This is a genomic window from Streptomyces umbrinus (assembly GCF_030817415.1).
GTDB classification, from domain to species: Bacteria; Actinomycetota; Actinomycetes; order Streptomycetales; family Streptomycetaceae; genus Streptomyces; species Streptomyces umbrinus_A.
This window is the reverse complement of the sequence record NZ_JAUSZI010000002.1, coordinates 4,306,739-4,333,659: the sequence shown is the minus strand read 5'-3', so window position 1 is coordinate 4,333,659 and position 26,921 is coordinate 4,306,739. Positions and strand designations below refer to the sequence as shown.

General features: G+C 69.9%; 23 protein-coding genes, 1 pseudogene and 1 riboswitch. Of the genes and pseudogenes, 12 read left to right on the top strand and 12 right to left on the bottom strand.

Translation table 11 applies throughout. The annotated features are described in order from the left end of the window. Positions 1-26: 26 nt before the first annotated feature. The 5 genes and pseudogenes from QF035_RS18895 to def all read left to right on the top strand — a co-directional run bounded on the left by QF035_RS18895 (position 27) and on the right by def (position 5,253). Entirely contained in the window at positions 27-416 is a 390-nt protein-coding gene (locus QF035_RS18895) for a roadblock/LC7 domain-containing protein (protein ID WP_143636407.1), read from the top strand. A gap of 238 nt (positions 417-654) precedes the next feature. Further along, positions 655-2,050: pseudogene (locus tag QF035_RS18890) on the top strand (HD-GYP domain-containing protein). Positions 2,051-2,111: 61 nt separating this feature from the next. Next, positions 2,112-3,365, top strand: a complete 1,254-nt coding sequence (locus QF035_RS18885; protein WP_307521568.1) for an HD-GYP domain-containing protein — start codon at positions 2,112-2,114, stop codon at positions 3,363-3,365. A gap of 117 nt (positions 3,366-3,482) precedes the next feature. Then, positions 3,483-4,463, top strand: coding sequence for a tetratricopeptide repeat protein (locus QF035_RS18880; protein WP_055617768.1), 981 nt, complete (start codon positions 3,483-3,485; stop codon positions 4,461-4,463). 136 nt (positions 4,464-4,599) lie between these two features. Beyond that, on the top strand, positions 4,600-5,253 hold the full coding sequence (gene def / locus QF035_RS18875) for a peptide deformylase (protein ID WP_055617767.1): 654 nt from the start codon (positions 4,600-4,602) through the stop codon (positions 5,251-5,253). Positions 5,254-5,297: 44 nt separating this feature from the next. Here the strand turns inward: def and QF035_RS18870 are convergent, their stop codons facing one another. Continuing rightward, positions 5,298-6,269, bottom strand: coding sequence for a helix-turn-helix domain-containing protein (locus QF035_RS18870; RefSeq protein WP_307521565.1), 972 nt, complete (start codon positions 6,267-6,269; stop codon positions 5,298-5,300). A 93-nt stretch (positions 6,270-6,362) separates the two neighbouring features. On the opposite strand from QF035_RS18870, the gene QF035_RS18865 reads away from it, so the two are divergent. Beyond that, entirely contained in the window at positions 6,363-6,599 is a 237-nt protein-coding gene (locus QF035_RS18865) for a hypothetical protein (protein WP_189837538.1), read from the top strand. Here the strand turns inward: QF035_RS18865 and QF035_RS18860 are convergent. From QF035_RS18860 to QF035_RS18820, 9 genes are all read right to left on the bottom strand, one after another. After that, positions 6,512-7,555: a ribonucleotide-diphosphate reductase subunit beta gene (locus tag QF035_RS18860; protein ID WP_307521564.1), complete on the bottom strand. Its 1,044-nt coding sequence runs from the start codon at positions 7,553-7,555 to the stop codon at positions 6,512-6,514. The two genes, QF035_RS18865 and QF035_RS18860, sit on opposite strands and share 88 nt — an antisense overlap. Next, entirely contained in the window at positions 7,555-9,969 is a 2,415-nt protein-coding gene (locus QF035_RS18855) for a ribonucleoside-diphosphate reductase subunit alpha (protein WP_307521562.1), read from the bottom strand. The genes QF035_RS18860 and QF035_RS18855 overlap by 1 nt, the downstream gene beginning before the upstream one ends. Positions 9,970-10,108: 139 nt before the next feature. Next, positions 10,109-10,249: riboswitch (cobalamin riboswitch) on the bottom strand. 62 nt (positions 10,250-10,311) lie between these two features. Further along, positions 10,312-10,830 carry a GNAT family N-acetyltransferase gene (locus QF035_RS18850; protein WP_307521560.1) on the bottom strand — a complete coding sequence of 173 codons (519 nt, stop codon included), beginning with the start codon at positions 10,828-10,830 and terminating at the stop codon, positions 10,312-10,314. Positions 10,831-10,935: 105 nt separating this feature from the next. Then, the gene (locus tag QF035_RS18845; protein WP_307521558.1) at positions 10,936-11,925 is read right to left on the bottom strand and encodes a nucleoside hydrolase; all 990 of its coding nucleotides are present in this window, start codon (positions 11,923-11,925) and stop codon (positions 10,936-10,938) included. A 144-nt stretch (positions 11,926-12,069) separates the two neighbouring features. Further along, complete coding sequence (gene mctP / locus QF035_RS18840; protein WP_307521557.1) at positions 12,070-13,695, bottom strand: monocarboxylate uptake permease MctP; 1,626 nt, start codon at positions 13,693-13,695, stop codon at positions 12,070-12,072. Next, the gene (locus tag QF035_RS18835; protein WP_373466677.1) at positions 13,692-14,003 is read right to left on the bottom strand and encodes a DUF3311 domain-containing protein; all 312 of its coding nucleotides are present in this window, start codon (positions 14,001-14,003) and stop codon (positions 13,692-13,694) included. Before QF035_RS18835 ends, mctP begins: the two co-directional genes overlap by 4 nt. 169 nt (positions 14,004-14,172) lie before the next feature. Beyond that, the gene (locus QF035_RS18830) at positions 14,173-14,385 is read right to left on the bottom strand and encodes a YbdD/YjiX family protein (RefSeq protein ID WP_307521554.1); all 213 of its coding nucleotides are present in this window, start codon (positions 14,383-14,385) and stop codon (positions 14,173-14,175) included. After that, the gene (locus tag QF035_RS18825) at positions 14,357-16,534 is read right to left on the bottom strand and encodes a carbon starvation CstA family protein (RefSeq protein WP_307521553.1); all 2,178 of its coding nucleotides are present in this window, start codon (positions 16,532-16,534) and stop codon (positions 14,357-14,359) included. Before QF035_RS18825 ends, QF035_RS18830 begins: the two co-directional genes overlap by 29 nt. A 276-nt stretch (positions 16,535-16,810) precedes the next feature. Further along, complete coding sequence (locus tag QF035_RS18820) at positions 16,811-17,575, bottom strand: GntR family transcriptional regulator (protein ID WP_055613737.1); 765 nt, start codon at positions 17,573-17,575, stop codon at positions 16,811-16,813. 429 nt (positions 17,576-18,004) lie between these two features. Here QF035_RS18820 and QF035_RS18815 point away from each other — a divergent pair, with 429 nt between their 5' ends. The 4 genes from QF035_RS18815 to QF035_RS18800 all read left to right on the top strand — a co-directional run bounded on the left by QF035_RS18815 (position 18,005) and on the right by QF035_RS18800 (position 22,777). Continuing rightward, entirely contained in the window at positions 18,005-19,282 is a 1,278-nt protein-coding gene (locus tag QF035_RS18815) for an extracellular solute-binding protein (RefSeq protein ID WP_307521552.1), read from the top strand. A gap of 91 nt (positions 19,283-19,373) precedes the next feature. Beyond that, entirely contained in the window at positions 19,374-20,366 is a 993-nt protein-coding gene (locus QF035_RS18810; RefSeq protein WP_307521551.1) for a carbohydrate ABC transporter permease, read from the top strand. Then, positions 20,363-21,193, top strand: coding sequence for a carbohydrate ABC transporter permease (locus QF035_RS18805; RefSeq protein ID WP_307521550.1), 831 nt, complete (start codon positions 20,363-20,365; stop codon positions 21,191-21,193). Before QF035_RS18810 ends, QF035_RS18805 begins: the two co-directional genes overlap by 4 nt. Before the next feature lie 9 nt (positions 21,194-21,202). Then, a complete protein-coding gene (locus QF035_RS18800) occupies positions 21,203-22,777 on the top strand; it encodes a glycoside hydrolase family 3 protein (protein WP_307521549.1) in 1,575 nt (524 codons plus the stop codon). Between the two features lie 133 nt (positions 22,778-22,910). On the opposite strand, the gene nagB is transcribed toward QF035_RS18800, so the two are convergent. After that, positions 22,911-23,696: a glucosamine-6-phosphate deaminase gene (gene nagB / locus QF035_RS18795; RefSeq protein ID WP_307521547.1), complete on the bottom strand. Its 786-nt coding sequence runs from the start codon at positions 23,694-23,696 to the stop codon at positions 22,911-22,913. A 389-nt stretch (positions 23,697-24,085) separates the two neighbouring features. Here nagB and QF035_RS18790 point away from each other — a divergent pair, with 389 nt between their 5' ends. Further along, complete coding sequence (locus tag QF035_RS18790) at positions 24,086-25,183, top strand: SIS domain-containing protein (protein WP_307521545.1); 1,098 nt, start codon at positions 24,086-24,088, stop codon at positions 25,181-25,183. A 93-nt stretch (positions 25,184-25,276) separates the two neighbouring features. Here the strand turns inward: QF035_RS18790 and QF035_RS18785 are convergent, their stop codons facing one another. Then, complete coding sequence (locus QF035_RS18785; RefSeq protein ID WP_307521543.1) at positions 25,277-26,029, bottom strand: SDR family oxidoreductase; 753 nt, start codon at positions 26,027-26,029, stop codon at positions 25,277-25,279. A 96-nt stretch (positions 26,030-26,125) separates the two neighbouring features. Here QF035_RS18785 and QF035_RS18780 point away from each other — a divergent pair, with 96 nt between their 5' ends. Then, positions 26,126-26,758 carry a TetR/AcrR family transcriptional regulator gene (locus QF035_RS18780; RefSeq protein ID WP_307521542.1) on the top strand — a complete coding sequence of 211 codons (633 nt, stop codon included), beginning with the start codon at positions 26,126-26,128 and terminating at the stop codon, positions 26,756-26,758. The last annotated feature ends 163 nt before the right edge of the window (positions 26,759-26,921 follow it).

The window sequence follows — 26,921 nt, the reverse complement described above, 5'->3', positions numbered from 1 at the left end:
CATATGCCTTTAGCAAGGAGCTCGTCATGAGTGAACAGCCGCCGCCCAGTCCCCTGACGGAGATCCTGACCTCGCTGCGGGACCGGGTGATGGGGATATCCCAGAGCGTTCTGTCCACGGCGGACGGCCTCCTCGTCGTCCACGACTCGGACTCCGTCCACCCCGAGTCCGTCGCCGCGCTGGCCGCCGCGACGCTCGGCGTGGGGCGGCGGATGGCGGACCAGGCGGGCGTCGGCGCGCTCCGCGAGGTGGTGGCGAGGTGCGGCTCCGGACACGTCATCGTGATGGCGGTCGGCGACCGGGCACTGCTGACCGTCATGGGGGACGACGGCCTCGACATCCCCGCGTTCCAGCGCGAGTCACCGGCGACGGTGGAGCAGCTGACCCGGGCGCTCGCGGCCGATGTGGCGCACTGACGGCTTCGACGAGGCTCTGACGACGTTCTGACGAATCTCTGACCACGCAGCACCCCGCGCCCACCCGGCTCACTCGAACGGGCGAATCTGCCTCCTGGGCCCGTCGAATCGTTCCATGCCTCCCCCGAGCCGTGCCCGGCCGCCCTATCGTCCATGTCCCAAGGCCTGTACGGGGCTTGTGCCGGAGCCGCCCCGCCCGGTCGGCCGACAGGGGCCGGGCCACAGGGAAGGGGACGCCATGCGGCCGGTTTCGCCGTGGGCGCGTGTCTACGTCGTCTGCACCGCGCTCGGAGCGGCGTGCTGCGCCCTCCCGCTGCCGGCCACGCACGCCCCGTGGGGTGCGGTGCTGCTCTTCGCGGCGCTCTGCGCGGGGTGCGAAGGGCTCGCCGGAAGCCGGTTCGGGGCGGGCCGCACGCCCGAGGGCGCGGGGGTGGCCGGGGAACCGGGCGGTTCCCCCAGGTGGCACACGCCCGTGATCCTCGCCGCGGCCTTTCTGCTGCCGCCTCCGGCCGCGGCGCTCGTGGCCCTGCCGGGGGCGCTGCTGACCCGGGTCGAGCAGCGGCCGCGATGGCTGCGCCGGGTGTGGCGGGCCGGACAGCTCGCACTCGCGGCATGGGCCGCCTCGTGGGTGCACTGGGCGATGGACGGGCGGGACGCGGTCCTCTCGTCCCACTTCCCCTACGTCCTCGTGACCGCCGGCGCGGCCGTCGTGGCGTTCTGCCTGGTGCTGACCGTGCTCGACGGCGGAATCCTGGTCCTCGCCGAGCGCGTGCCGGTACGGAGTGCCTGGCGCGGCCTCTTCCTCCGCTCGCTCGCGCCCGTCGCCGTGCACGGGCTCGCCGGGCTGATGATGGCGGTGCTCTGGCGCAGTCCGTACGGGCCGGTCTCCGCGCTGCTCGTGCTGTTGCCGATGTACGTGTCGTGGTGGGTGTTCGCCCAGTACCACCGGGAACGGGCCGCCCACCAGGCGACCATCCGGGCGCTCGTGCAGGCCGTCGACATCAAGGACGGATACACGCGCGGGCACAGCGAGCGGGTGGGGCAGGCGTCGATGGTGATCGCGCGCGAACTGGGCATGGACGACGAGCGGGCCGAGGTGCTCAGGTTCGCCGGGATCCTCCACGACGTCGGCAAACTCGGGGTCCCCACGCGGCTGTTGCGCAAGGACGGGCCGCTGACGCCCGAGGAGCGGCGGGTGATCGAACTGCATCCCGAGTACGGGCACGAGATGGTGCGCGGGATCGGGTTTTTTTCTGGGGGAGGCCAGGTCGGCGATCCTGCACCACCACGAGCGGCTGGACGGGAGCGGGTATCCGTACGGGCTCAAGGGGGGCCAGATTCCGGAGTTCGCGCGGGTGGTGGCGGTCGCGGACGCCTTCGACGCGATGACGTCCACCCGGTCGTACCGGCGGGCGCGGCCTGTTGCGGCCGCGCTGGAGGAGTTGGAGCGGTGTGCGGGGGCGCAGTTCGATCCGCGGATGGTGGAGGCGCTGGTGCGGGGGCTTGCCCGCAGGGGGTGGCATCCCGTCGTGACGGCCGACGAGACGCCGCTGCGCGGCGATCCTTACCCACCCGCTCCGCCCGTTTCCAGCACACCAGGTGAACGCAAAAGCCTCGACGGAACCAGACCGTGAGGGCCCCCACGCCCTCCTTCGGCGTGCCCCGCTCCAGAGCCACAGCCCGCCGGAGGTCCCCGTGAACCCCTCGCGCCCCCTGTCCGTGCTCACCCTCGCGCGCCTCACCGCCGCCCTTCTCGCGGTCGTCGCCCTCGTCGCGACCCTCTGGCACGGACTTGACGAACGCGGTGTCGCGCTCGCCTTCGGGGTGCTGATCGCCGTTGGGGAGCTGGCTCGGTGGGGTGGGGCGGAGCAGCGGGAGTCGGCGCCGCTCGGGGCGGCCGGGGCGCTCGCGTACGCGCTGCTCGGGGAGAACGGCGGGCAGAGCACCCACCACGGGGTTCTGCAGACCGTCGCCGTCGTCGTGGCGGCCTCGCTGGTGGGGTGCGTGCCTCACGTGGCCAAGGGGCACGGGCCCACCGCCGACCACCTCACGCGGCGCGTCCTGACCGTCGCCTTCGCCGCCGTCTGCTTCCAACCCCTCTACAACCAGGGCAGGTTGAGGGAGTGGGCCGAGGACGGACCCACGTACGCGGCCCTCGTCGTCGCGCTGCTCGTGCTGAGCGCGCTGTGGGACGCCGTCCTGGCCGCCGCCATGGCGCACGCGCGGACGCGCTGGCCGTTCGGGCCGCTGCTGCGGGACGAGCTGCGGGGCACGCTCGGCATCGGGTCGGCGGTCTGCGCGACCGGTGCCGTGATGGCGCTCGCGGTCGCCGTCGCCGGCCTGTGGGCGCTGCCCGTGTTCTCTCTGCCGCTGCTGCTCACCCAGCTGTCCTTCCGGCGGTACGCGGCCGTGCGGACCACCTACCGTCAGACCATCGCCTCCCTCGCCCGGGCCACCGAGATCGCCGGCTACACCCCGGCGGGGCATGCCAGACGCGTGGCCGCGCTCAGCCGGGCCGTCGGCCGTGAGCTGGGGCTTTCCGAGCCCGAGCTGACCGTTCTGGAGTACGCGGCCCTGATGCACGACATCGGTCAGCTGTCCCTCGTCGACCCCGTTCCCGCGGGGGCCACCGCCTCCCTCGCCCCCGACGACCAGCGGCGCATCGCCCTGCTCGGCGGCGCCGTGGTGCGCCGGACCGGGGTGGACGCCGAGGTCGCCGTGGTGGTGGAGCGCCAGGCGGACCCGTACCGCGAACAGCCGGTCAGCGCCAGAATCGTACGGGCGGTCAACGCGTACGAGGAGAAAGCCAGGGAAGCAGGTCCCGGCGGGCCCCTCAAGGCGTTGGAGGAGCTGAGGCTCGGCACCGCCCGGGACTTTCAGCCCGAGGTGGTGGAGTCGCTGGCCAGGGTGCTGGCGAGGGGCAGTCTTATGCTGCCCCTGGCTGGGTAACCCATGGGTAATGAGCGCCCGTCCGACCGTCCGTGGTTGGATGCGAGGAAGAGGACATCAGGGGGCACAGTCCAGCCCGAGGCTGCACGCTCTTCAACGAACTGGCAGGCGGGAATCGTGAGGATCTTCGGCAAGGGACGGCACCGGCCCTCCGCCTCATGGCGGCAGGCCACCGACCGTGCGTTCACGCTGATCGGAGACGGCCGGTACGAGGACGCGGGCGCGCTGCTGACGCGCGCCGCGGACCTGGAGCCCTGGCTGTCCGAGTCGTGGTTCAACCTCGCGCTGCTGCACAAGTTCCGGCACGACTGGGAGCAGGCGCGGGCGGCCGGTCTGAGGGCCGTGGCACTGCTCGACCGGGAGACCGGGGCCCCTGATTGGTGGAACGTCGGCATCGCGGCCACCGCCCTGCAGGACTGGCCGCTCGCGCGGCGGGCCTGGCAGGCCTACGGGCTGCGGGTGCCCGGCGGCGCAACCGCCTCGGGCGAACCGGTGGGCATGGACCTCGGCAGCGCGGCTGTACGGCTCTCGCCCGAGGGCGAGGCCGAGGTCGTGTGGGGGCGGCGGCTCGACCCCGCCCGCATCGAGGTCCTCTCCATCCCGCTGCCGTCCTCCGGGCGGCGCTGGGGCGAGGTCGTGCTGCACGACGGGGTTCCGCACGGTGAGCGGACGACCGCCGCGGGCCACTCCTATCCCGTGTTCGACGAGATCGAGCTGTGGGCGCCCTCTCCCGTGCCGACCTGGGTGGTGCTCCTGGAGGCGGAGACCGAGGACGACCGGAACGCCCTGGAGCGGCTGGCCGCCGACGCGGGGTTCGCCGCGGAGGACTGGTCGTCGTCGGTCCGGCTGCTCTGTCGGATGTGTTCGGAGTCCCGGATGCCGTCCGACGAGGGGGACGGGGAGCATCTCGATCCGCACGATCACAGTGAGCCGGGGCATCCGGGGCCGCTCGGGCACCGGACGGATGGGCAGCTGTGGGTGCCCGAGCGGGAGTGTGGGCTTGCCGCCCCCGCCTCGTTGGTGCGGGGGTTGCTGGACGGGTGGGTTGCCGACAGCCCGGATTCCAGGGACTGGCGGGATCTCGAAGAGGTTTGTTAGGGGCTGCGTGGGCGGTTCGTAGGCTGCGGGCCGTCCCTGGCTGGTCGCGCAGTTCCCCGCGCCCCTTTCAGGGGCGTGCCACCCGTACCCTGTTCAGCATCACAACCCTGTTTTCCGAGGAAGGCTTACGTCGGTCATGGCGCAGCAGGACACCGATCAGCAGCACGTGGGCGTGCTCCCCGTGGACGACGAGGGCTTCGTCATCGACAGCGAGGACGACGCGGGGGAGCGTGAGGCGGCCTATCGCGGGCGCGGTTCCTCGCGGCCCATCACGGTCGTGGGAAATCCCGTACTGCACAAGGAGTGCAAGGACGTCACGGAGTTCGGCGACGACCTCGCCAAGCTGGTCGACGACATGTTCGCCAGCCAGCACACCGCCGAGGGTGTGGGCCTGGCCGCCAACCAGGTCGGCGTCGACCTGAAGGTCTTCGTCTACGACTGCCCGGACGACGAGGGCAAGCGGCACGTGGGCGTGGTCTGCAACCCCGTGCTCGTCGAGCTGCCCGCCGAGCGGCGCCAGCTGGACGAGAGCAACGAGGGCTGCCTGTCGGTGCCGACGGCGTACGCGCCGCTCGCCCGGCCCGACTACGCCGAGGTCACCGGGCAGGACGAGAAGGGCAACCCGATCAAGGTGCGCGGCACCGGCTACTTCGCGCGCTGCCTCCAGCACGAGACGGACCACCTGTACGGGTACCTCTACATCGACCGGCTCTCCAAGCGCGAGCGCAAGGACGCGCTGCGGCAGATGGCCGAGAACGAGCCGCGGTACCCCGTCGTCGCGAACGACTGAACCCTCGCTGCCGAGCGGTGCCCTGCCGAGCGTGCGGCGCGCGTTCAGGCGGCCTGTGTGCCCCTGAACGTGCGCCGGTACGCGTTCGGGGTCGTCCCGAGCGAGCGGACGAACTGGTGGCGCAGCGCGGCCGCGGTCCCGAACCCCGTGCGGTCCGCGATGAAGTCCATGGTCTCGTCCGTGGCCTCCAGCAACTCCTGGGCCAGCAGCACCCGTTGACGCAGCAGCCAGCGGTACGGGGTCGTGCCCGTCTCCTGCTGGAAGCGGCGGGCGAACGTGCGCGGGGACATGAGCGCGCGAGCGGCGAGCTGTTCGACGGTCACCTCCTCGTCGAGGTGGCGCTCCATCCAGGCGAGCACCTCGCCGACCGTGTCGCACTGCGAGCGCGGCAGCGGCCGCTCGACGTACTGGGCCTGGCCGCCGTCGCGGTGCGGGGGTACCACCATGCGGCGGGCGATTGCGTTGGCGACCTCGGGGCCCTGCTCCTTGCGGACGATGTGCAGACAGGCGTCGATGCCGGCCGCGGTGCCCGCGGAGGTGATCACCGGGTCCTCGTCCACGTACAGCACGTCCGGCTCGACCCTCGCCCGCGGGTACTGCCGGGCCAGCGTGTCCACGTGCTGCCAGTGCACGGCGCAGCGCCGCTCGTCCAGGAGCCCGGCGGCACCGAGCACGAAGACTCCGGAGCAGACGCTCAGGACCCGGGCCCCGCGGTCCACGGCCCGGCGCAGCGCATCGAGCATCTCGGGCGGATACTCGCGTACGGCATAGGTGCTTCCGGCGGGTACGACGACCAGGTCGGCCTCTTCCAGCCGGTCGAGGCCGTACGGAGTGGCGACCGTGAACCCGGCGACATGGGTGCTGAGGCTCGCGCCCGGAGCCTCGGCCGAGACCACCGCGAAGTCGTACACCGGCAGCCCCTCGTCGCTGCGGTCGAGGCCGAACACCTCGCAGACCACACCGAGTTCGAAAGGATGCACACCGTCGAGCAGGACGACGGCCACGTTGTTCAGCATGCTGCCAGTGTGCACCCGATCTGGCAGGAAATCGAGGGTGTGCGGCAGTCCTGCCACTCACGGTAAGGAGCAATCGGCGCGACAGTGGTGTCCATGGAAACGACACAGCTGGAAGGCCTGATCTCAATGCTCTTCGTCCTCGGAATCCTGGTCCTGCTCGTCCTCCCCTCGGTGATCGGCATCGTGCGCGACCGGCGCATCGACCGTCAGCTCAGGGAGGCCGAGCAGGGACACCGCAAGGATCAGAAGTCCTCGTCGAAGCCGACCGAACCCTCCACGGCCACCTGGTACGCCGAAGGCCGGCGCTCGAAGAAGTTGGTCAGCTCCTGAACGCCCTGCAGCTCCATGAACGAGAAGGGGTTCTCGGAGCCGTACACCGGAGCGAAGCCGAGGCGCGTCAGGCGCTGGTCGGCGACACACTCCAGGTACTGCCTCATCGAGTCGGTGTTCATGCCCGGAAGGCCGTCACCGCACAGGTCGCGCGCGAACTGCAGCTCGGCCTCGACGGCCTCCCGGAGCATGTCGGTGACCTGCTCCTGGAGCAGGTCGTCGAAGAGCTCCGGCTCCTCCTTGCGGACGGTGTCCACGACCTCGAAGGCGAAGCTCATGTGCATCGTCTCGTCGCGGAACACCCAGTTGGTGCCCGTCGCCAGACCGTGCAGCAGACCCCGGCTGCGGAACCAGTAGACGTACGCGAAGGCACCGTAGAAGAACAGCCCCTCGATGCACGCGGCGAAGCAGATGAGGTTGAGCAGGAAACGGCGGCGGTCGGCCTGGGTCTGCAGGCTGTCCAGCTTCTCGACCTCGTTGATCCACTTGAAGCAGAACTCGGCCTTCTCGCGGATGGAGGGGATGCTCTCCACCGCGTCGAAGGCGGCCGCCCTGTCCTCCGGGTCGGGGAGGTAGGTGTCCAGCAGCGTCAGATAGAACTGGACGTGCACGGCCTCCTCGAAGAGCTGACGGCTCAAGTACAGCCGCGCCTCGGGGGAGTTGATGTGCTTGTAGAGCGTCAGTACCAGGTTGTTCGACACGATCGAGTCGCCCGTCGCGAAGAACGCGACCAGCCGGCCGATCATGTGCTGCTCGCCCGCTGACAGCTTCGCCAGGTCGGTGACGTCCGAGTGGAGGTCGACCTCCTCGACGGTCCAGGTGTTCTTGATCGCGTCCCGGTAGCGCTCGTAGAAGTCCGGGTAGCGCATGGGGCGCAGGGTCAGTTCGAAGCCCGGGTCGAGCAGGTTCTTCTGGATCTTTTCGGTCTTCTCTGTGTTCTCGGGAGCGGTGGTCATTACTGGCAGGCCTCGCAGGACTCGGGGTTCTCAAGGGAGCAGGCGACGGCGTCCTCGTCGGGAGTCGCCTGTACGGGAACGGCGGCGGCCGCGGCCGTGGAGGAACCCGCGGCACGGGCGATGCGCGTCGCCGGGCGCGAGCGCAGGTAGTACGTCGTCTTCAGCCCCGACTTCCAGGCGTACGCGTACATCGAGGAGAGCTTGCCGATGGTCGGCGTCTCCAGGAACAGGTTCAGCGACTGGGACTGGTCCAGGAACGGGGTCCGGGCGGCGGCCATGTCGATCAGGTCGCGCTGAGGGATCTCCCACGCCGTGCGGTACAGATCGCGCACGTCCTGCGGCACCCAGGTGAAGCCCTGCACCGAGCCGTTCGACTCGCGCAGCGCCTCCCGGGTCTGCGCGTCCCACACGCCGAGCTTCTTCAGCTCCGCCACCAGGTAGGAGTTGACCTGGAGGAACTCGCCGGAGAGGGTCTCGCGCTTGAAGAGGTTGGAGACCTGCGGCTCGATGCACTCGTAGACGCCCGCGATGGACGCGATCGTCGCGGTGGGCGCGATCGCGAGCAGCAGCGAGTTGCGCATGCCGACCGAGGTGATCCGCTCCCGCAGCGCCGCCCAGCGCTCCGGCCAGTTCAGCTCCACGTCGTAGTGGTCGGGGTGCAGCACGCCCTGCGCGGTACGGGTCTTCTCCCAGGCGGGCAGCGGGCCGTTGCGCTCGGCGAGATCGGCAGACGCCTCGTACGCGGCGAGCATGACGCGCTCGGCGATACGGGTGGAGAGTGCCTTGGCCTCGGCGGAGTCGAAGGGCAGCCGCAGCTTGAAGAAGACGTCCTGCAGACCCATCGCTCCCAGGCCCACCGGCCGCCACTTGGCGTTGGAGCGGCCCGCCTGCTCGGTCGGATAGAAGTTGATGTCGACGACCCGGTCGAGGAAGGTGACGGCCGTACGGACGGTCGCGTCCAGCCGCTCCCAGTCGATGACGTCGGTGGCCCCGGGGTCCGTGTCCACGAACGCGCCGAGGTTGACCGATCCGAGGTTGCAGACCGCCGTCTCGCCGTCGTCCGTGACCTCCAGGATCTCCGTGCAGAGGTTGGAGGAGTGGACCGTGTGGCCCGGCAGCGCGGTCTGGTTGGCCGTGCGGTTGGCGGCGTCCTTGAAGGTCATCCAGCCGTTGCCGGTCTGCGCGAGGGTGCGCATCATGCGGCCGTACAGATCGCGGGCCGGGATCGTCTTCTTGGCGAGGCCCCGGTCCTCCGCCTTGCGGTAGGCGGCGTCGAACTCCTCGCCCCACAGGTCGACCAGCTCAGGCACGTCGGCCGGCGAGAACAGCGACCACACGCGGTCCTCGTTCACCCGCCGCATGAACTCGTCCGGGATCCAGTGCGCGAGGTTCAGGTTGTGCGTACGCCGGGCGTCCTCACCGGTGTTGTCGCGCAGCTCCAGGAACTCCTCGATGTCGGAGTGCCAGGTCTCCAGGTAGACCGCGGCCGCGCCCTTGCGCCGGCCGCCCTGGTTCACGGCGGCGACCGAGGCGTCGAGCGTCTTGAGGAACGGGACGATGCCGTTCGAGTGCCCGTTCGTCCCGCGGATCAGGGAACCGCGCGAGCGCACACGGGAGTACGCGATGCCGATGCCGCCCGCGTGCTTCGAGAGACGGGCCACCTGGTGGTAGCGGTCGTAGATGGAGTCCAGCTCGTCCAGCGGGGAGTCGAGGAGGTAGCAGGACGACATCTGAGGGTGCCGCGTACCGGAGTTGAAGAGCGTGGGGGAGGACGGCAGGTAGTCGAGGCGGCTCATCAGCCGGTACAGGGCGGCCACTTCGTCGACGGACCTGGCCGAGTCGTCCTCGGCCAGCCCGCTCGCCACGCGCAGCATGAAGTGCTGGGGCGTCTCGATGACGGACCGCGTGATCGGGTGCCGCAGCAGATACCGGCTGTGCAGCGTGCGCAGGCCGAAGTAGCCGAAGCGGTCGTCGCCCTCGAGGTCGATCAGCGCGTCCAGACGGGCCGCGTGGGTCCGTACGAACTCGGCGGTGCGGTCGGCGATCAGGCCCTCGCGGTGGCCGACCGCGACGGACTCGGAGAAGGACCTGACCCCCTGCGAGGCGGCCTCCTCGGCGATGCCGATCGTCAGCAGGCGGGCGGCCAGCTTCGAGTACACGGGGTCCTCGGAGATCAGGCCCGCGGCCGCCTCAGTGGCCAGCTCGCGCAGCTCCGCGGTGATCCCGTCGGCCCCCACGGAGGACCGGCCGCGCAGCGCGGCGGCGGCGACCCTGCCGGGATCGGCGTCGGGAAGGTCGGCGGTGAGGTCGGTCAGGGTCCGCAGCAACACGGTTCCCGGTCCGTCGGCCTCGGCCCTGTCCTGCTGGTACTGGGGCGCTTTCGCTGAGACCGGATCGGCTGGCGCGATGGTCACGTGGGGCTCTCCCTCGCTCGGCACGGGGCCTGCGGGGAGGGGGGTTCGGGGCACACGGGGGTACACGCTCTGCGCAGCGGTACGCCGCGTCCACCGGCCCACTCCGCGAGGCCCGGACGTCATGGCACCCGGGCCGGGTGGCCTGGGCACGCTGTCGGCAGGTCCTCGGACTGACCAGGCGCACGGCTCTCCTCCGGGGACAGACATGCACAAGTACACCGTTGCGGGACAGTTCCGGATTCGCACCGGATTCCCCTGCGGCGACAGCGAGCATGAGCATACATCTTGTGCCGGGCTCGGGAAGCACCCCCACATGTTGTGTCGTGTCGGCTTCGGAGGGTGTCAGAGTGTCAACTCGTAGGTGAGCAGCATGATGTCGTCGAGGTCCGGGATCGGGTTCCAGTCGCGGTCGGGGGCGCGGGTGAAGCCGAGGCGTCCGTAGATGCGATGGGCGCTGTGCATGGTGCGCTGGGTGGACAGCACGACGCGTACGCAGCCGTCCGTGGCCCGGGCGCGGTCGACGCAGGCGCGTACGAGGGCCTCGCCCGCCCCGTGCCCGCGGGCCTCCTTGGCGACCGCCAGCATCCGTATCTCGGCCTCACCCTCGCGCGCGATGTCGGCCATCGGCCCGCCGGACGGGACGAAGGTCACGCCGCCGACGACCCGCTCGCCCGCTCCTGCCCCCACGACGGCCACCAGCACGTCGGCGGCCGCGGCCCGCTTCGCGACGTCCCGCAGCTCGCCCAGATACTCGTCGCTCTCCCCGAAGTCGAGGAGCCCGTCCCCGAGATAGGCCTGCGCGGTTATCTCTCCCACAGCCTCGTACTCCTCGGGCCTCGCCCGCCTGATCAGGATGTCCATGCTCGGCAGTGTGCCCGAGGGGTACGGCGCGGGGCTGCCGAGTTTTTCCCGCACCGGTTGCCCGGGGGCGTCGCGCCGGTGCCAGGGACGTCCGAGGGGGCGGGCTCAGGCCATGGCCGGCCACTGCGGCAGGGTCGTGACGAAGTCCTTCGTGAAGTCGCGCGGGCCCGGGCCGAGGGCCACGCGGCCCGTGTGGCGGGTGCGGGCGGTCAGGGCGGGCGACTCGGTGTAGTAGTTCCGCTCGGCGGCCGAGGGGACGAACACGGTCTGGCCGCGGGTGAGTTCGCTGGAGCACTCGACCACGACGGCTCCCTCCGCGAGCGTCACGAACGACTCGTCCGCGCACACGCCCACGGCGAGCGGGTCGTGCAACGGGCAGGAGTCGCCTCCGCCGTGGCGGCGGTAGGAGTCGGTGTAGACCCGCAGCAGCCGGGCCGCGAGCGCCGCACCCGCTCCCGCCGCCTCCAGCGCGGCGAGGTCGGCGGGGCCGAAGAGCCAGCGGTGCGAGGCGTCCAGATCGACCATGGTGAACGGGATGCCGGAGGAGAGCACCACCTCGGCGGCGTCCGGGTCCGCCCACATGTTGAACTCGGCGACCGGGGTGATGTTGCCCGGCACCTGCGCGTTGCCGCCCATGAACACGAACTTCTTCACGCGCCGGGCGAAGACCGGGTCCTCCAGGAGCGCGATGGCCACGTTGGTGAGCGGGCCGGTGGCGCAGACGGTCAACTCGCCCTCGTGCTCCCGGGAGAGGCGCAGCAGCGCCTGTGCGGAGGACTCCGTCAGGTGCGCGGCGGTCGAGTCGGGCAGCATTTCGTGGCCGAGGCCCGCGGGGCCGTGGAAGTGGGCGGCGGCCGCGTACGGGAGGCGGGTGAGGGGGCGGGCCGCTCCGCGGTGGACCGGGACGTCGGTGTCGATGCGGAGGGCTCTCGCCAGGGCGCGGGCGTTGCGGTAGGTCTGCTCGGCGGGGAGGTTGCCGCCCACCGAGGTGTAGGCCCTGAGGTCCCACCTGCCTGTGCCGAGCAGGTACTGGAGGGCCACGGCGTCGTCTATGCCGGGATCACTGTCGAGGACGATCGGTGAGCGAACGGTCACACTGGCCAGCGTAACCGCGAACTTTCGCGTGACCAGGGGCAGTTGGCGTGTGCGGCTGCGTTGTGGCTGGTCGCGCGGTTCCCCGCGCCCCTTCTAGGGGCGCGGGGAACCGCGCAGCGGGGGTTCGGGGGCGGAGCCCCCGAGTCAGTGGCTGGCCCCCGCCGTCGCCGGCGGCAGCTCGACCTGGACGCCCTTGTCGCCCGCGTCCGCCGTGTAGTCCTCGGGGGACGTCTCGTCGATGCCGTCGGGGGCCTTGAAGGCCCTGAGGGCGAAGGTCAGGACGACCGTGACGACCACGTTCAGGACGAACGCCGTCAGACCGATGTACCCGATCTCCCCGATCCCGGGAATCTCCTTCGCGGAACCACCGAAGTGCTTCTGCGTCGGCGAGGCGACACCGTACGCGGCGATCGTCCCGTACAGCATGCCGACCGCCCAGCCCGCGAGCAGCGCCCACCGGTGGAACCACCGGGTGAACAGCCCACCGACCAGCGCCGGGAACGTCTGCAGGATCCAGATCCCGCCCAACAGCTGGAAGTTGATGGCCACCGTCTTGTCCATGGTGAGGACGAAGACCAGCGCACCCACCTTCACGAGCAGCGAGACCAGCTTGGAGACCTTGGTCTCCTGGGCCGGCGTCGCGTCGGGCCGGATGAAGTCCTTGTAGATGTTGCGGGTGAAGAGGTTCGCCGCAGCGATGGACATGATCGCCGCGGGCACCAGCGCACCGATACCGATCGCCGCGAAGGCCACCCCCGCGAACCACGCCGGGAACATGTCCTCGAAGAGCTGCGGGATCGCCAACTGCCCGTTGCTGACCTTGACTCCGGCCGCGATCGCCATGAACCCGAGCAGCGCGAGCAGGCCCAGCATCAGCGAGTACAGCGGCAGGATCGTGGTGTTGCGCCGGATCACCTCACGGCTGCGCGACGACAGCGTGGCCGTGATCGAGTGCGGGTACATGAAGAGTGCCAGGGCGGAGCCCAACGCCAGCGTGGCGTACGTCCATTGGCCCGCCTCGCCCGGTGCCAGCGCACCGCGCGGCGCGCCCGTCGCCGGGTTGGTCTGGCTGTACGCCTCGCCCGCCTTGGCGAAGATCTCGTCGAAGCCGCCCAGCTTGATCGGGATGTAGATGATCGCCACCGCGATGACGATGTAGATCAGCGTGTCCTTCACGAACGCGATCAGGGCGGGCGCGCGCAGACCGGACGAGTACGTGTACGCGGCCAGCACGCCGAAGGCGATGAGCAGCGGCAGGTCCTTGACGAACCAGTTGGTGTCCTCGCCGCCGCCGACGCCCATCACGTCCAGGACGGCCTGGATGCCGACCAGTTGGAGCGCGATGTACGGCATCGTCGCGAGGATGCCCGTCACCGCGACGGCCAGCGACAGGCCCTTCGAGCCGAAGCGTCCGCGCACGAAGTCCGACGTCGTCACGTACCCGTGCTTGTGCGAGACCGACCACAGGCGGGGCAGGAACGTGAAGATCAGCGGATAGACGAGGATCGTGTACGGCACGGCGAAGAAGCCGGCCGCGCCCGCCGCGTAGATCGCCGCCGGGACCGCCACGAACGTATACGCCGTGTAGAGGTCGCCGCCGAGCAGGAACCAGGTGACCCAGGTGCCGAACGACCGTCCGCCCAGGCCCCATTCGTCGAGACTGTCGGTCTCGGCCCGGCGCCAGCGCGCGGCCAGGAAGCCCATGACCGTGACGGCCACGAAGAAGAAGATGAAGACGGCGAGTGCCACGCCGTTCACGCCGTCGTTCATGCGGACGCGCCCTCCTTCTGGGACTTGCGGGCGCGCTGGTCACGGTTCCAGAGCTTGTACGCGACCATCGTGAGCGCGGTCGAGATGAACACCCAGAGCATCTGGTACCAGTAGAAGAACGGGATGCCGATGAAGGCCGGGTCGACCTTCGCGTACGAGCCCACCCAGAGCATCGCCACGAACGGCGCGATCAGACAGACGGCGATCACCGCACGGACCGGTGTGACGACAGGCGGTGTCACGACCGGCGGGGTCTCCACCGGCGGTTTCCCTTCGGGCGCTCTTGGCGCATCCGGCGCTTCAGACATACGGCGGCTCCGTCCCCTCACTGATCACCTGTGCAACGCGCAGGAAATCTAAGGGACGGTTCCGCTTTATGGAACCCCTGTCCGTATAACGGATACGACGTTCCGCTCACTGCTGCTCACCGCCGCTCGCTGCCGAGCGCGGGGGCCCGACAGCGAGCGGACATCGCGCTCAGCAGCAGCGGAAGCCCTGCCGGGGATCCTCCTCCTGACGGTCCGTACGCATCCGCTCGAACTCCCGCCGCGACGGCACGGCCGCGTCCGGGTGCCCCTTGCGTAGGTGTGCGACATAGCGGTCGTACGCCGACTCGTCGGTGAGCTCCCGTACGTACCAGCGCACGCCCCTGACCGCCCGGCTAGCCGCCCGGTGCAGCGCCGACCGCATCGCGTTCCTCCTCCTTCTCCTCCTTGGTCGGGATCAGCCCGGCCGGAGCGACGATCTTCGACTCGACGTACGGCGACTCGCTGAGCGTGGAGAGCGCGGGGCGGCGTACGTGCCGGATGCACACCCTCGTGGCGTCCGCGATCACGACCACGATGAGCAGGGCGAGAGCCGCCGTGAGGACGCCGTCGACTGTGGAGTTCGTGACGATCGTGTGCATGTCGTCCATGCTCTTGGCGGGTGCGATGAGCTCGCCCCTGTCGATGCCGTCCTGGTAGACCGAGCGCTGCTTGAAGAAGCCGACGCGCGGGTCGCTGGAGAACACCTTCTGCCAGCTCGCGGTCAGCGTCACCGTGGCGTCCCAGACGAGCGGAATCCCCGTGATCCAGGCCCACTTGAGGCGTCCGGACTTCACCAGCAGGGTCGTGCAGACGGCCAGGGCGACCGCCGCGAGGAGCTGGTTGGAGATGCCGAAGATCGGGAAGAGCTGGTTGATCCCGCCGAGTGGTTCATGGACGCCGACCCACAGGAAGTAGCCCCAGAGACCGCAGACGATGGCGCTCGTGATGACCAGCCCGGGCTTCCAGCTCACATTCTTGAAGGGTTTGTAGAGATTGCCGAGCGTGTCCTGGAGCATGAAGCGGCCCACGCGGGTGCCCGCGTCGAGCGCGGTCAGGATGAACAGCGCCTCGAACATGATGGCGAAGTGATACCAGAACGCGCGCAGACTGCCCCCGGTGACCTCGGAGAAGATCTCCGAGACGCCGATCGCGAGGGTGGGCGCGCCACCGGTCCGCGACAGCAGGGATGCCTCCTCGACGTTCTTCGCCGCGGCCGCCAGGTCCTCGGGGGATATCTGGTACCCCCAGCTCCCCACCACCTGCGAGGCGTTCTGGACGGTGTCCCCGATGACACCGGCCGGCGCGTTCATCGCGAAGTACAGGCCCGGGTCGATGATGGACGCCGCGATCAGCGCCATCACGGCGACGGACGACTCCATGAGCATGGAGCCGTACCCGATCATCCGGACCTGCGTCTCCTTCTGGATCATCTTCGGCGTCGTACCGGAGGAGATGAGGGAGTGGAAGCCGGACAGGGCCCCGCACGCGATGGTGATGAAGACGAACGGGAAGAGCGAACCGGCGAAGACCGGCCCGTCGCCGCGCGTGGCGAAGTCCGTGACCGGGTCCATCTTCAGCGTCGGCATCGAGACGACGACGCCGATCGCGAGCAGTGCGATGGTGCCGATCTTCATGAAGGTGGAGAGGTAGTCGCGGGGCGCCAGCAGCATCCACACCGGCAGGATCGACGCGATGAAGCCGTACGCCACCAGCCAGATCACCAGCGTCGAGGGCGCGAGCGTGAACGTGCCGGCCCACGACGACTCGGCGACCCAACGGCCCGCGACCAGCGCGAGCAGCAGCAGGGCGACACCGATCAGCGAGACCTCGCTGACCCGGCCGGGCCGCAGGACCCGCAGGTAGAAGCCCATCAGCAGGGCGATCGGGATCGTCATCGCGATGGAGAAGGTGCCCCACGGCGACTGGGCGAGCGCGTTCACGATGACCAGCGCGAGCACCCCGAGCAGGATGATCATGATGGCGAAGGCGGCGAGCAGGGCGGCCGCGCCGCCGAACGGGCCGATCTCCTCGCGTGCCATCTGCCCGAGGGACCGGCCGTCCCGGCGGGTGGAGAAGAACAGGACGACCATGTCCTGGACCGCCCCCGCGAAGATCACGCCGACGATGATCCAGATGGTGCCCGGCAGATATCCCATCTGCGCGGCCAGTACGGGCCCGACCAGGGGGCCCGCCCCCGCGATCGCCGCGAAGTGGTGGCCGAGCAGGACGCGCCGGTCGGTGGGGTGGAAGTCGATGCCGTTGTTGAGCCGCTCGGCGGGCGTGGCCCGGGTCTTGTCGACCTTCAGGACCTTGTAGGCGATGAACTTCGAGTAGAAGCGATAGGCGATGGCGTACGAGCCGAGGGCGGCGGCCACCATCCAGACGGCCGACACCTCCTCGCCCCGGGACAGCGCGAGGACCGACCAACCGGCCGCGCACACCAGCGCGACGACGGTCCAGATGACGATGGTTTGCGGACTTGCCTTGCGAGGGCCTTGAGGGGATGCCGTCTGTGGGCTGTCGGTGCGCACGGGTCGTCCTCCCGTCCATGGGTGACGGGAGGACCGTAGAACAGGAAGAGGACCAGCGCTACACCATGCGCACCAGTCGGTGTGCGCTATGTGAACTGCCTTGCCCTGGCGGGAGCTTGGGCCGGTGGACATTGTGCGGGCCCGGTGGGGGCTGGTCGCGCAGTTCCCCGCGCCCCTGAAGACGAAAGGCCGGGCGCAACCCCCTGCTTTTAGGGGCGCGGGGAACTGCGCGACCAGCCACGACGCACCCGCAGCCGCCCACCCACCCCCACACCCCTATTCCACGGGCCTCTTGAGACGCGCAACGAACTTGTACCGGTCCCCCCGGTACACCGACCGCACCCACTCCACCGGCAGCCCGCCCCTGTCCAGCGAGTGCCGGGACAGCATCAGCATCGGCAGTCCCACATCCGTACCGAGAAGGCCGGCCTCCCGAGGAGTCGCCAGCGACGTCTCGATCGTCTCCTCGGCCTCGGCGAGATGAACGTCGTACACCTCGGCCAACGCCGTGTACAGCGAGGTGTACTTCACGAGCGACCGCCGCAACGCGGGAAACCGCTTCGCGGACAGATGCGTCGTCTCGATCGCCATCGGTTCCCCGCTCGCGAGCCGCAGCCGCTCGATGCGCAGAACGCGTCCGCCGGCGGTGATGTCGAGCAGCCCGGCGAGCGTCTCGTCGGCGGTGATGTAGCCGATGTCCAGGAGCTGCGAGGTGGGTTCGAGGCCCTGGGCCCTCATGTCCTCGGTGTACGAGGTGAGTTGGAGCGCCTGCGAGACCTTCGGCTTGGCGACGAACGTGCCCTTGCCCTGGATGCGCTCCAGGCGCCCCTCGACGACCAGCTCCTGAAGGGCCTGGCGCACGGTCGTGCGCGAGGTGTCGAACTCTGCGGCGAGGGTGCGCTCGGGCGGTACCGGTGTGCCGGGCGGCAGTGTCTCCGTCATGTCGAGCAGATGCTTCTTGAGGCGGTAGTACTTGGGCACGCGCGCGGTACGGATGGGGGCCCCACCCTCGTTCTCCGCACTGCTGACGTCGGTGCTCATACTCTGCCTTCCCGGCTCCAGGTGCCGATGGGCCGACGTGCGCGTCGGCCGCGGCTCACATCGTGGCACGGCTTGCCGTGCGAGTGTCCCCCCGCACGCTGCGTGATCCCCTCTATATACCGTCGGGGTCTCTTTTGGTCTAGTCCACAGCGCTGGAGAGCGGTTGCTGCGGTGCCCTGTCGGGGCCGGTGGGGCGCCCGTCGGAGCATGCCCGTTCTGTTCCCCGTGTAGTGAAAGGTCCCTGCATATGTAGGTCGCGTAACGGACGGCCGGGAGCGGCTTTTCGGCCCTTGACACCCCTCTAGGTCTAGGCCAAGCTCCCCCCTACTGGTCTAAACCATTGAGGACCAGGTCCCAGCCCCACGGGCAGTACTCGTCGTAAGTCACGCGGTGGGCAGGGGGGTTGCTGGCATCCCTGAGGAGGGTGACGTGAAGCGCAAGCTCATTGCGGCTGTCGGTGTCGCGGGCATGTTGATGTCTGTCGCGGCGTGTGGCGGCGACGACGGTGACGGTGGCGAGAAGACGGGGGCCGACGGTTTCAAGGGCCAGACCCTGACCGTCTGGGCCATGGACGGCTCCACGCCGCCCGGCTGGACCAAGGACCTCACGGCCGCCTTCGAGAAGAAGACGAAGGCCAAGCTGAAGTTCGAGACCCAGCAGTGGAACGGCATCCAGCAGAAGATCACCACCTCGCTCTCCGAGGACAACCCGCCGGACGTCCTGGAGGTCGGCAACACCCAGACCCCGGCGTACGCGGCCACCGGCGGTCTCGCCGACCTGTCGGACCTCAAGTCGGAGATAGGCGCCGACTGGACCGAGGCCCTCAACGAGTCCTCCGTCTTCGACGGCAAGCAGTACGCGGCCCCGTGGTACTTCGCCAACCGTGTCGTCGTCTACAACAAGAAGGTCTGGGCCGAGGCGGGCATCAAGGACACCCCCAAGACGAGGGCCGAGTTCTTCGAGGACCTGAAGGCCATCGACAAGAAGACCGACGCCGAGCCGCTCTACCTGCCCGGCCAGAACTGGTACTTCTTCGACGGTCTGACCATCGGCCAGGGCGCCGACCTGGTGAAGAAGGACGGCGACAAGTACGTCTCCAACCTCGCGGACCCGAAGGTCGGCAAGGCCATGGAGATCTACAAGGAGTACCAGGCCTTCTCCAAGGCACCCAAGGACAAGGACGAGGCGACCCCGCAGCAGGCCGAGGTCTTCGCCAAGGGCAACGTCGGCGCCTTCATCGGCATGGGCTGGGAGGCCGGCACGGCCATCGCCGCCAACAAGAAGATCGAGAAGGACATCGGCTACTTCACCATCCCCGGTGAGACGGCCGACAAGCCCGAGGGTGTCTTCCTCGGCGGCTCCAACTTCGCGGTCGCCGCGGGCAGCAAGAAGCAGGAGCTCGCCAAGGAGTTCCTGAAGATCGCGCTGTCGGACAAGTTCGAGGGCGCGCTCGCCAAGGAGAACGGCGTCATCCCGAACAAGGAGTCGCTGCAGACCAACCTGTCGGCCAACCCCGCCGCGGTGGCCGCCGCCCCGGCCGCGGCCGGCGGTGGCACCACGCCGCTGATCCCCGAGTGGGCCGCCGTGGAGAACGACCCGAACCCGATCAAGAGCTACATGACCGCGGTTCTGAAGGGCAAGTCGCCCGCCGAGGCCGCCAAGCAGGTCGAGGCGGAGATCAACAAGCGGCTCGCACAGAGCAGCTGATCACCTTCGCGCCGGGGGCGGCCCTGTCCGTCCCCGGCGCGTCGGCGCATCGAACGATCTGCGACTCCCGAACCTGGAAGAGATGGCGAGCATGTCAGTGCAGACCGAACGCACGGACACAGGCACGGCCGCGGCGCCCGGTGTCCGTAAAACCGACGTAACCCCGCCCGGCGACACGGGCCCGGCGAGAAGACGCGGCGGCGCGTCCGCCCCGTATCTGCTTCTGCTGCCCGCCCTGCTCGCCACGGTGATCCTGCTCGGCTGGCCGCTGGTCAAGAACGGCGTGCTGTCGTTCCAGAACCTCAACCCGCGCCAGCTGATCCTGCACCTCACCGAGTGGCGGGGGTTCGACAACTACACGGACGTCCTGAGCGGTTCGGACTTCTGGAAGGTCGTCCAGCGGACGGTCGTCTTCACCGCCGTGAACGTCGCCCTCATCATGCTGCTCGGCACGCTCGTCGGCCTGCTCCTCGCCCGCCTCGGCAAGCGCATGCGGCTGCTGCTGATGCTCGGTCTGGTGCTGGCCTGGGCGATGCCGGTGATCGCCGCGACCACGGTCTACCAGTGGCTGTTCGCCCAGCGCTTCGGCGTCGTCAACTGGCTGCTCGCCAAGGCGGGCTGGACGTCGATGGCCGACTACAACTGGTTCGGCACCCAGCTCTCCACCTTCTCCGTGATCACCCTGCTGATCGTCTGGCAGTCGATCCCGTTCGTGGCGATCAACCTGTACGCCGCCACCACCACCATCCCGAAAGAGCTGTACGAGGCCGCCTCGATCGACGGGGCCGGCACGTGGAAGAGCTTCACCCACGTGACCTTTCCCTTCATGCGGCCGTTCCTGTGGGCGACGACCTTCCTCGAGGTCATCTGGGTCTTCAAGGCGTTCCCGCAGATCTTCGCCATGAACAGGGGCGGTCCCGACCGGCTCACCGAGACCCTGCCGATCTACGCGTTCGTCGAGGGCCCCGGCAACCAGCACTACGGGATGGGAGCGGCGATCTCGTTCCTGACGATCCTCATCCTGCTCGGCCTGACGGCCTACTACCTGCGTACCGTTCTCAAGCAAGAGGAGGACGAGCTGTGAAGCGCTCCCTGATGGCCCGGCTGTGGCCCAACGCGACGGCCCTCGTGCTCTTCGTGGTCTTCGCGTTCCCCGTCTACTGGATGTTCGCGACCTCGCTGAAGCCGGCCGGCGACATCATCGCCGACGACCCGGTCTTCCTGCCGACCGACATCACGTTCGACCACTTCCAGAAGGCGCTCGACGCCGACCACTTCTGGACGCTCGTCGGCAACTCCCTGACGGTGACCGTCCTCGCGGTGGTCTTCTCCCTCGTCATCGCGCTGCTCGCGTCCTTCGCGCTGGCCCGGATGCGGTTCAAGGGCCGTCGCGGATTCATCCTGACCTTCATGATCGCGCAGATGGCGCCCTGGGAGGTCATGGTCATCGCGATCTACATCATCGTGCGTGACGCCGACCTGCTGAACAGCCTCGTCCCGCTCACCGTCTTCTACATGATCATGGTGCTGCCCTTCACCGTCCTGACGCTGCGCGGATACGTTGCCGCCGTGCCGAAGGAACTGGAGGAGTCGGCGATGGTGGACGGCTGCACCCGCAGGCAGGCCTTCGTGAAGGTCATCCTCCCGCTGCTCGCCCCGGGACTGATGGCGACCTCGCTCTTCGGCTTCATCACGGCGTGGAACGAGTTCCCGCTGGTCCTGATCCTCAACAAGGACGCCGAGAAGCAGACGCTCCCGCTGTGGCTCTCCAGCTTCCAGACGACGTTCGGCGACGACTGGGGGGCCACCATGGCGGCGGCCTCGCTCTTCGCCGTCCCGATCCTGGTCCTCTTCGTCTTCCTCCAGCGCAAGGCCGTCAGCGGACTCACCTCCGGCGCGGTGAAGGGATAACGCCCCCCGATGACCACCATCGCCTCCGGCACGGACACGCTGACCCGTGACGCCCTTGCCGTCCTGCAGCCCGGTTTCACCGGGACCTCGGCTCCCTCCTGGCTGCTGCGGCGGCTGGGCGAAGGCCTCGCCTCCGTCGGCCTGTTCGGCCGCAACATCGCCACCTCCGCCCAAGTGGCCGCCCTGACGTCCCAGTTGCGCGCGGAACGCGACGACGTGCTGGTCGCCATCGACGAGGAGGGCGGTGACGTGACCCGCCTGGAGGTCCGTACGGGATCCTCCTTCCCCGGCAACCACGCGCTGGGCGCGGTCGACGACACCGCACTGACCGAGGCGGTCGCCCACGAGCTGGGCCGCCGGCTGGCCGCCTGCGGAGTGAACCTCAACTGGGCGCCGTCCGCCGACATCAACTCCAACGTCGACAACCCCGTGATCGGCGTACGGTCCTTCGGCGCCGACACCTCACTGGTGGCCCGGCACACGGCCGCGTACGTCTCCGGACTGCAGTCCGCCGGGGTCGCCGCCTGCACCAAGCACTTCCCGGGGCACGGCGACACGGCGGTCGACTCGCACCACGCGATGCCGCGCATCGACGCGGAGCTCCCGGTCCTGGAGTCCCGCGAACTGATGCCGTTCCGCGCGGCCATCGAGGCGGGCACGCGTGCCGTGATGAGCGCGCACATCCTGGTCCCGGCCCTGGACCCCGTCCACCCCGCGACCCTCTCGCGCCGCATCCTCACCGGGCTGCTCCGCGAGGAACTGGGCTACGACGGCCTGATCGTCACCGACGGCATGGAGATGCAGGCCATCTCGGCGACCTACGGCATCGAACGGGGCAGCGTCCTCGCGATCGCCGCCGGCGCCGACGCCATCTGCGTGGGCGGAGGCCTCTCCGACGAGCCGACGGTCCTGCGCCTGCGCGACGCCCTGGTCGCGGCTGTCCGCTCGGGCGAACTCCCCGAGGAACGCCTGGCGGACGCGGCGGCCCGCGTCAGGGCACTGGCGGCCTGGACGGCTTCGACGCAGACGACGACTCCCTCGCCTTCGGTGAACGGGGGCGCGCCGGGCGGGACTTCAGGGCCGGGCTCGTCCTCCGGAGCAGGTTCCGCAGCGGGGTCCCATGCCGGGTCCGCTGCGAGCACCGACGTCGGGCTGGTGGCGGCCCGGCGCGCGCTGACGGTCACGCGCGGAGCGCACTTCGCGCCGGTCACCGAGGCTCCGTACGTCGCCGCCCTCACCCCCGTCGCCAACATCGCCGTCGGTGACGAGACCCCGTGGGGCGTCGCCGCCGAACTGCGGAGGATGCTGCCGGGCACGGAGACCGGGAGCTTCACGGGGGAGCGGGCCGGGGCCGAGGCCCTCGCGGCGGCCGGCTCCCGCCGCGTGGTCGCGGTGGTCCGTGACGCCCACCGCCACACCTGGATGGCCGAGGCCCTCGACATCCTGCTCGCCGCCCGCCCCGACACGGTCGTGGTCGAGATGGGCGTGCCCCAGTCACCGCCCCGGGGCGCCCTCCACATCGCCACGCACGGCGCGGCCCGCGTCTGCGGCCTCGCGGCGGCGGAGGCCATCGCGGGGGCGTAGGCCGACGGGACGAAAACGCAGGTCACCGCGCCAGGGTGCAGGTCACCGCGCCAGGGCGCGGGGCGACGCAAGGATGAAGATGCCGGGTTCACCACGAGGGGACCCGGCATCTTCGCGTCGTGGAGCGGGTCGCCTAAATGCCCTGCCAGTCCGGCTTGTTGGCGTACGTGTGCCGGAAGTAGTCCGCGAGCTTCAGCTTGGACGCGGCCGCCTCGTCCACGACGACCGTGGCATGCGGATGCAACTGGAGCGCCGACGCGGGGCACACCGCGGCGATGGGCCCCTCGACCGTCGCCGCCACGGCATCGGCCTTGCCCTCACCCGTGGCGAGCAGCACCAGATGCCGTGCCTCCAGGATCGTCCCGATCCCCTGGGTGATCACGTGATGCGGCACCTGCTCGATGTCGCCCTCGAAGAACCGAGCGTTGTCCACCCGCGTCTGCTCGGTGAGGGTCTTGATCCGTGTGCGCGAGGCGAGCGACGAGCACGGCTCGTTGAACCCTATGTGCCCGTCGGTCCCGATCCCGAGGAGCTGGAGATCGACCCCGCCCGCCTCGGCGAGCGCCTTGTCGTACGCCTCGCACGCGGCCCGCACGTCCTCGGCGGTCCCGTCCGGCCCCATGAATGAGTCGACGTTCAGCCCCAACGGCTCCAGCACCTCGCGCCGCAGCACCGACCGGTACGACTCGGGATGCTCGGCCGGCAGTCCCACGTACTCGTCGAGCTGCGCCACCCGCGCCCGCGAGGCGTCCACGGCCCCGGAAAGCACCTTCGCCGCCAGCGCCTCATAGATGGGCAGCGGCGTCGAGCCGGTGGCCACCCCGAGCAGCGCGTCGGGCTTGTGCCGGAGCAGCTCCGCCATGGCCTCGGCAATGAGCTCGCCACCCGCCTTGGCGTCCGAAACGATGACAACTTCCACGCTGGGCCTGCCGTTCTGAAAGGTGAAGGGGACACAACCGAACATGTGGTATAGACCAATCTAGCAGAACGGCTCTCCCCGGTCGCCCCTCACTTGCCCTCGGCCGCCCCGACCCAGGGCGCCCGGTCGACGGCACACGAGCGACACCTCGATCGACCGCACCCGAGAGGCGCGTCGACGAGCCGCGTCGGGAAGCACGTCAAGGAGCCACGCCCGAGTGGCCCCCCGACCGACGGCTCCGACCGACGCCCCTGACCGCCACCCACCCCCGAGCGGGCGCCGCGCGCCCCGGGGGAGTGGAATGGAACCTGCGCACGCGCAATCAAGCCCCGCCCCCCTCCCGCGGACGCAGCTCCGCCCGCCACGCAACAGCCCCAGGAGGAAACGCCATGACCGCCACCCCGCCGGACCCCCAGCCCGACGCGCAGCCGGTACCCGCCGAGTCCGACCGCCCGGGCCGGATCATGGCCCGCGAGATGGCCGAGCAGCCCGCCGTCCTGCGGCGGATCCTGGAGGAGGGAGCCCCGCGCATCCAGGACGTGGCCCAGCGGGTGGCCGCCCGCAAGCCCCGATTCGTACTGCTCACCGCCCGGGGGACCTCCGACAACGCCGCCCTCTACGCCAAGTACCTCCTGGAGATCCGCCTCGGCCTGCCGTGCGGCCTCACCTCCATGTCGACCACGACGGCCTACGGCGCCCGCCCCGACCTCACCGACGTCCTGGTGATCACGGTCAGCCAGTCCGGCGGCTCCCCGGACCTGGTGGCCTCGACCCGGGCCGCCCGCGAGGCCGGCGCCATCACGCTCGCGGTGACCAACAACCCGGACTCACCCCTGGCCGCCGTCTCCGAGTACCACCTTGACATCATGGCCGGGCCGGAGAAGGCGCTCCCCGCGACCAAGACCTACACCGCCTCCCTCCTCGCCCTCTATCTCTTCGTCGAAGGACTGCGCGGCGGTGACGGCGCCCAGGCCAAGGTGCTCCCCGACCTCGCCGAGCACCTGCTGGCCCGCCAGGACGAGATCCGCACCCTCGCCTCGCGCTACCGCTTCGCCGAGCGCATGGTCATCACCTCTCGCGGCTACGGCTACCCCACCGCCAAGGAAGCCGCCCTCAAACTGATGGAGACCAGCTACATCCCCGCCCTCTCCTACTCCGGCGCGGACCTGCTGCACGGCCCGCTCGCCATGGTCGACAACATCTCCCCGGTCATCGCGGTCGTCACCGACGGCAGGGGCGGCGCGGCACTCCAGCCCGTGCTCGACCGGCTGCGCGGACGCGGCGCCGACCTCGTCGTCATCGGCCCCCGCCCCCAGGTCGAACTGGCCTCCGCCGGCTTCGTCCTGCCCACCGAGGGCGTGGCCGAGGAGGTCCAGCCGATCCTGGAGATCCTCCCGCTCCAACTCCTCGCCTACGAGGTGACCATCGCCCGCGGCCAGGACCCGGACGCGCCCCGCGCCCTCGCGAAGGTCACGGAAACCCGCTGATCCCGAGCCGTCCCGCCGATCCCGCCGGGCCGAAGCCGTCCTGCCGGGCCGAAGGTGCCCCGCCGGGCCCGGGGCGCCCCGGCGGCCGAGGGCTCAGGTCAGCGAACCTCCCGTCGCGTCCATCCAGTGCCCGGTCACCCACCGCCCCTGGTCCGAGGCGAGGAAGGCCACCGCGTCGGCGATGTCGGCGGTCTCGCCCACCCGGCCGAGCGCCGATATCGCCGCGGCCTTCGCCCACCCGTCGGTAGTGCCGTACAGCAGCTCGGCCGTGTTGTCGGTGTCGACGATGCCCGGCGCCAGCGAGTTCACGGTGATGCCGCGGGCGCCCAGCACCTTGGACAGGTCCCGGGAGAAGACGTCCAGGGCGCCCTTCGTCATCGCGTAGGCGATCAGGTGGGGGAAGGCCGCAGCCCGTGCCAGCCCCGAGGAGATGTTGACGACCCGGCCGCCGTCGCGCAGGCGCTCCAGGCCGTGCCTGACGATGAAGAACGGCGCCTTCACATTCACCGCGAAGACCTGGTCGTACGTCTCCTCGTCGATCTCCTCGATCGGTGGCGTCGTACCGATCCCGGCGTTGTTCACCAGGATGTCCACCCCGTCCGCGTGCCGGTCGAACTCCTCCCACAGGGCCGCCGCGTCCCTCGGCGCCCCGAGCTCCGCGTGGATCGCGAACGCCGAGCCGCCGGCCGCCTCGATCGTCGCCACCGTCTCCTTCGCGGCCGCCTCGCTCCTGCCGTAGTGCACCCCGACCCGCGCCCCGTCGCGGCCGAGCCGCTCGGCGATCCCGCGTCCGATACCCCTGCTCGCCCCGGTGACGAGTGCCGTCCTGCCCGTGAGCACGCCCATGCCGGCGCCCCCTTCTCATTTGTCTAGTGGTCGCTACAAAAAGACCGTACAACGAGCCGCGGACATTTCTCTAGCACCCGCTATACAATTCACTCCATGGTGAGCAGCCACGACATCAAGGACGTCGCCGGCCAGGCCTCGAAGCCTCGCGGCCGCCCCCGCTCCTTCGACCGCGAGACCGCGCTGGAGAAGGCGATCCTCGCCTTCTGGGAGCACGGCTACGAGGCGACCTCCGTCTCGGACCTCACTCAGGTCATGGGCATCGGCGCCCCCAGCCTCTACGCGGCCTTCGGTGACAAGCGCTCGCTCTTCGACGAGGTCGTACGGGAGTACGGCGAGAGGTACGGCTCGTTCGGCGACCGGGCCTTCGCCGAGGAGCCGACGGCCCGGGCCGGGGTCGAGCGGATGCTGCGCGAGGCCGCGGCCGAGTACACCGAGCCGGGCCGCCCGCATGGCTGCCTGATCGTCCACGCGGCCACCAACTGCACGACCTCGGAGGTGGAGGAGTCCCTCCGTGAGCGGCGCAACGCGAACATCGCCGCCATCGAGAGCCGCATCAGGTCCGGCGTCGCCGCAGGTGAGCTGCCTGCGGACACCGACGCGGCGGCCCTGGCCCGGCACGCCGGCGCCATGATCCAGGGCATGTCCCAGCAGGCCCGCGACGGCGCCACCAAGGAAGAGCTGGAGGCGCTCGCCGAACTTGCCATGCGAATCTGGCCCCGCTCGTGAACCGCTCGGGGATAGGCTGCGTGGTGGATGTAGGACGTGAGTTGTTGGATAAAGAGACAACAACAAACATCCGCCAACGCATGGACAGTCGAGAGTGGTCTAGTCCACAATCGTACAAAGCTTGAGAATGCAACTTGATGATCAAGCCGTCCGTATGACCAAG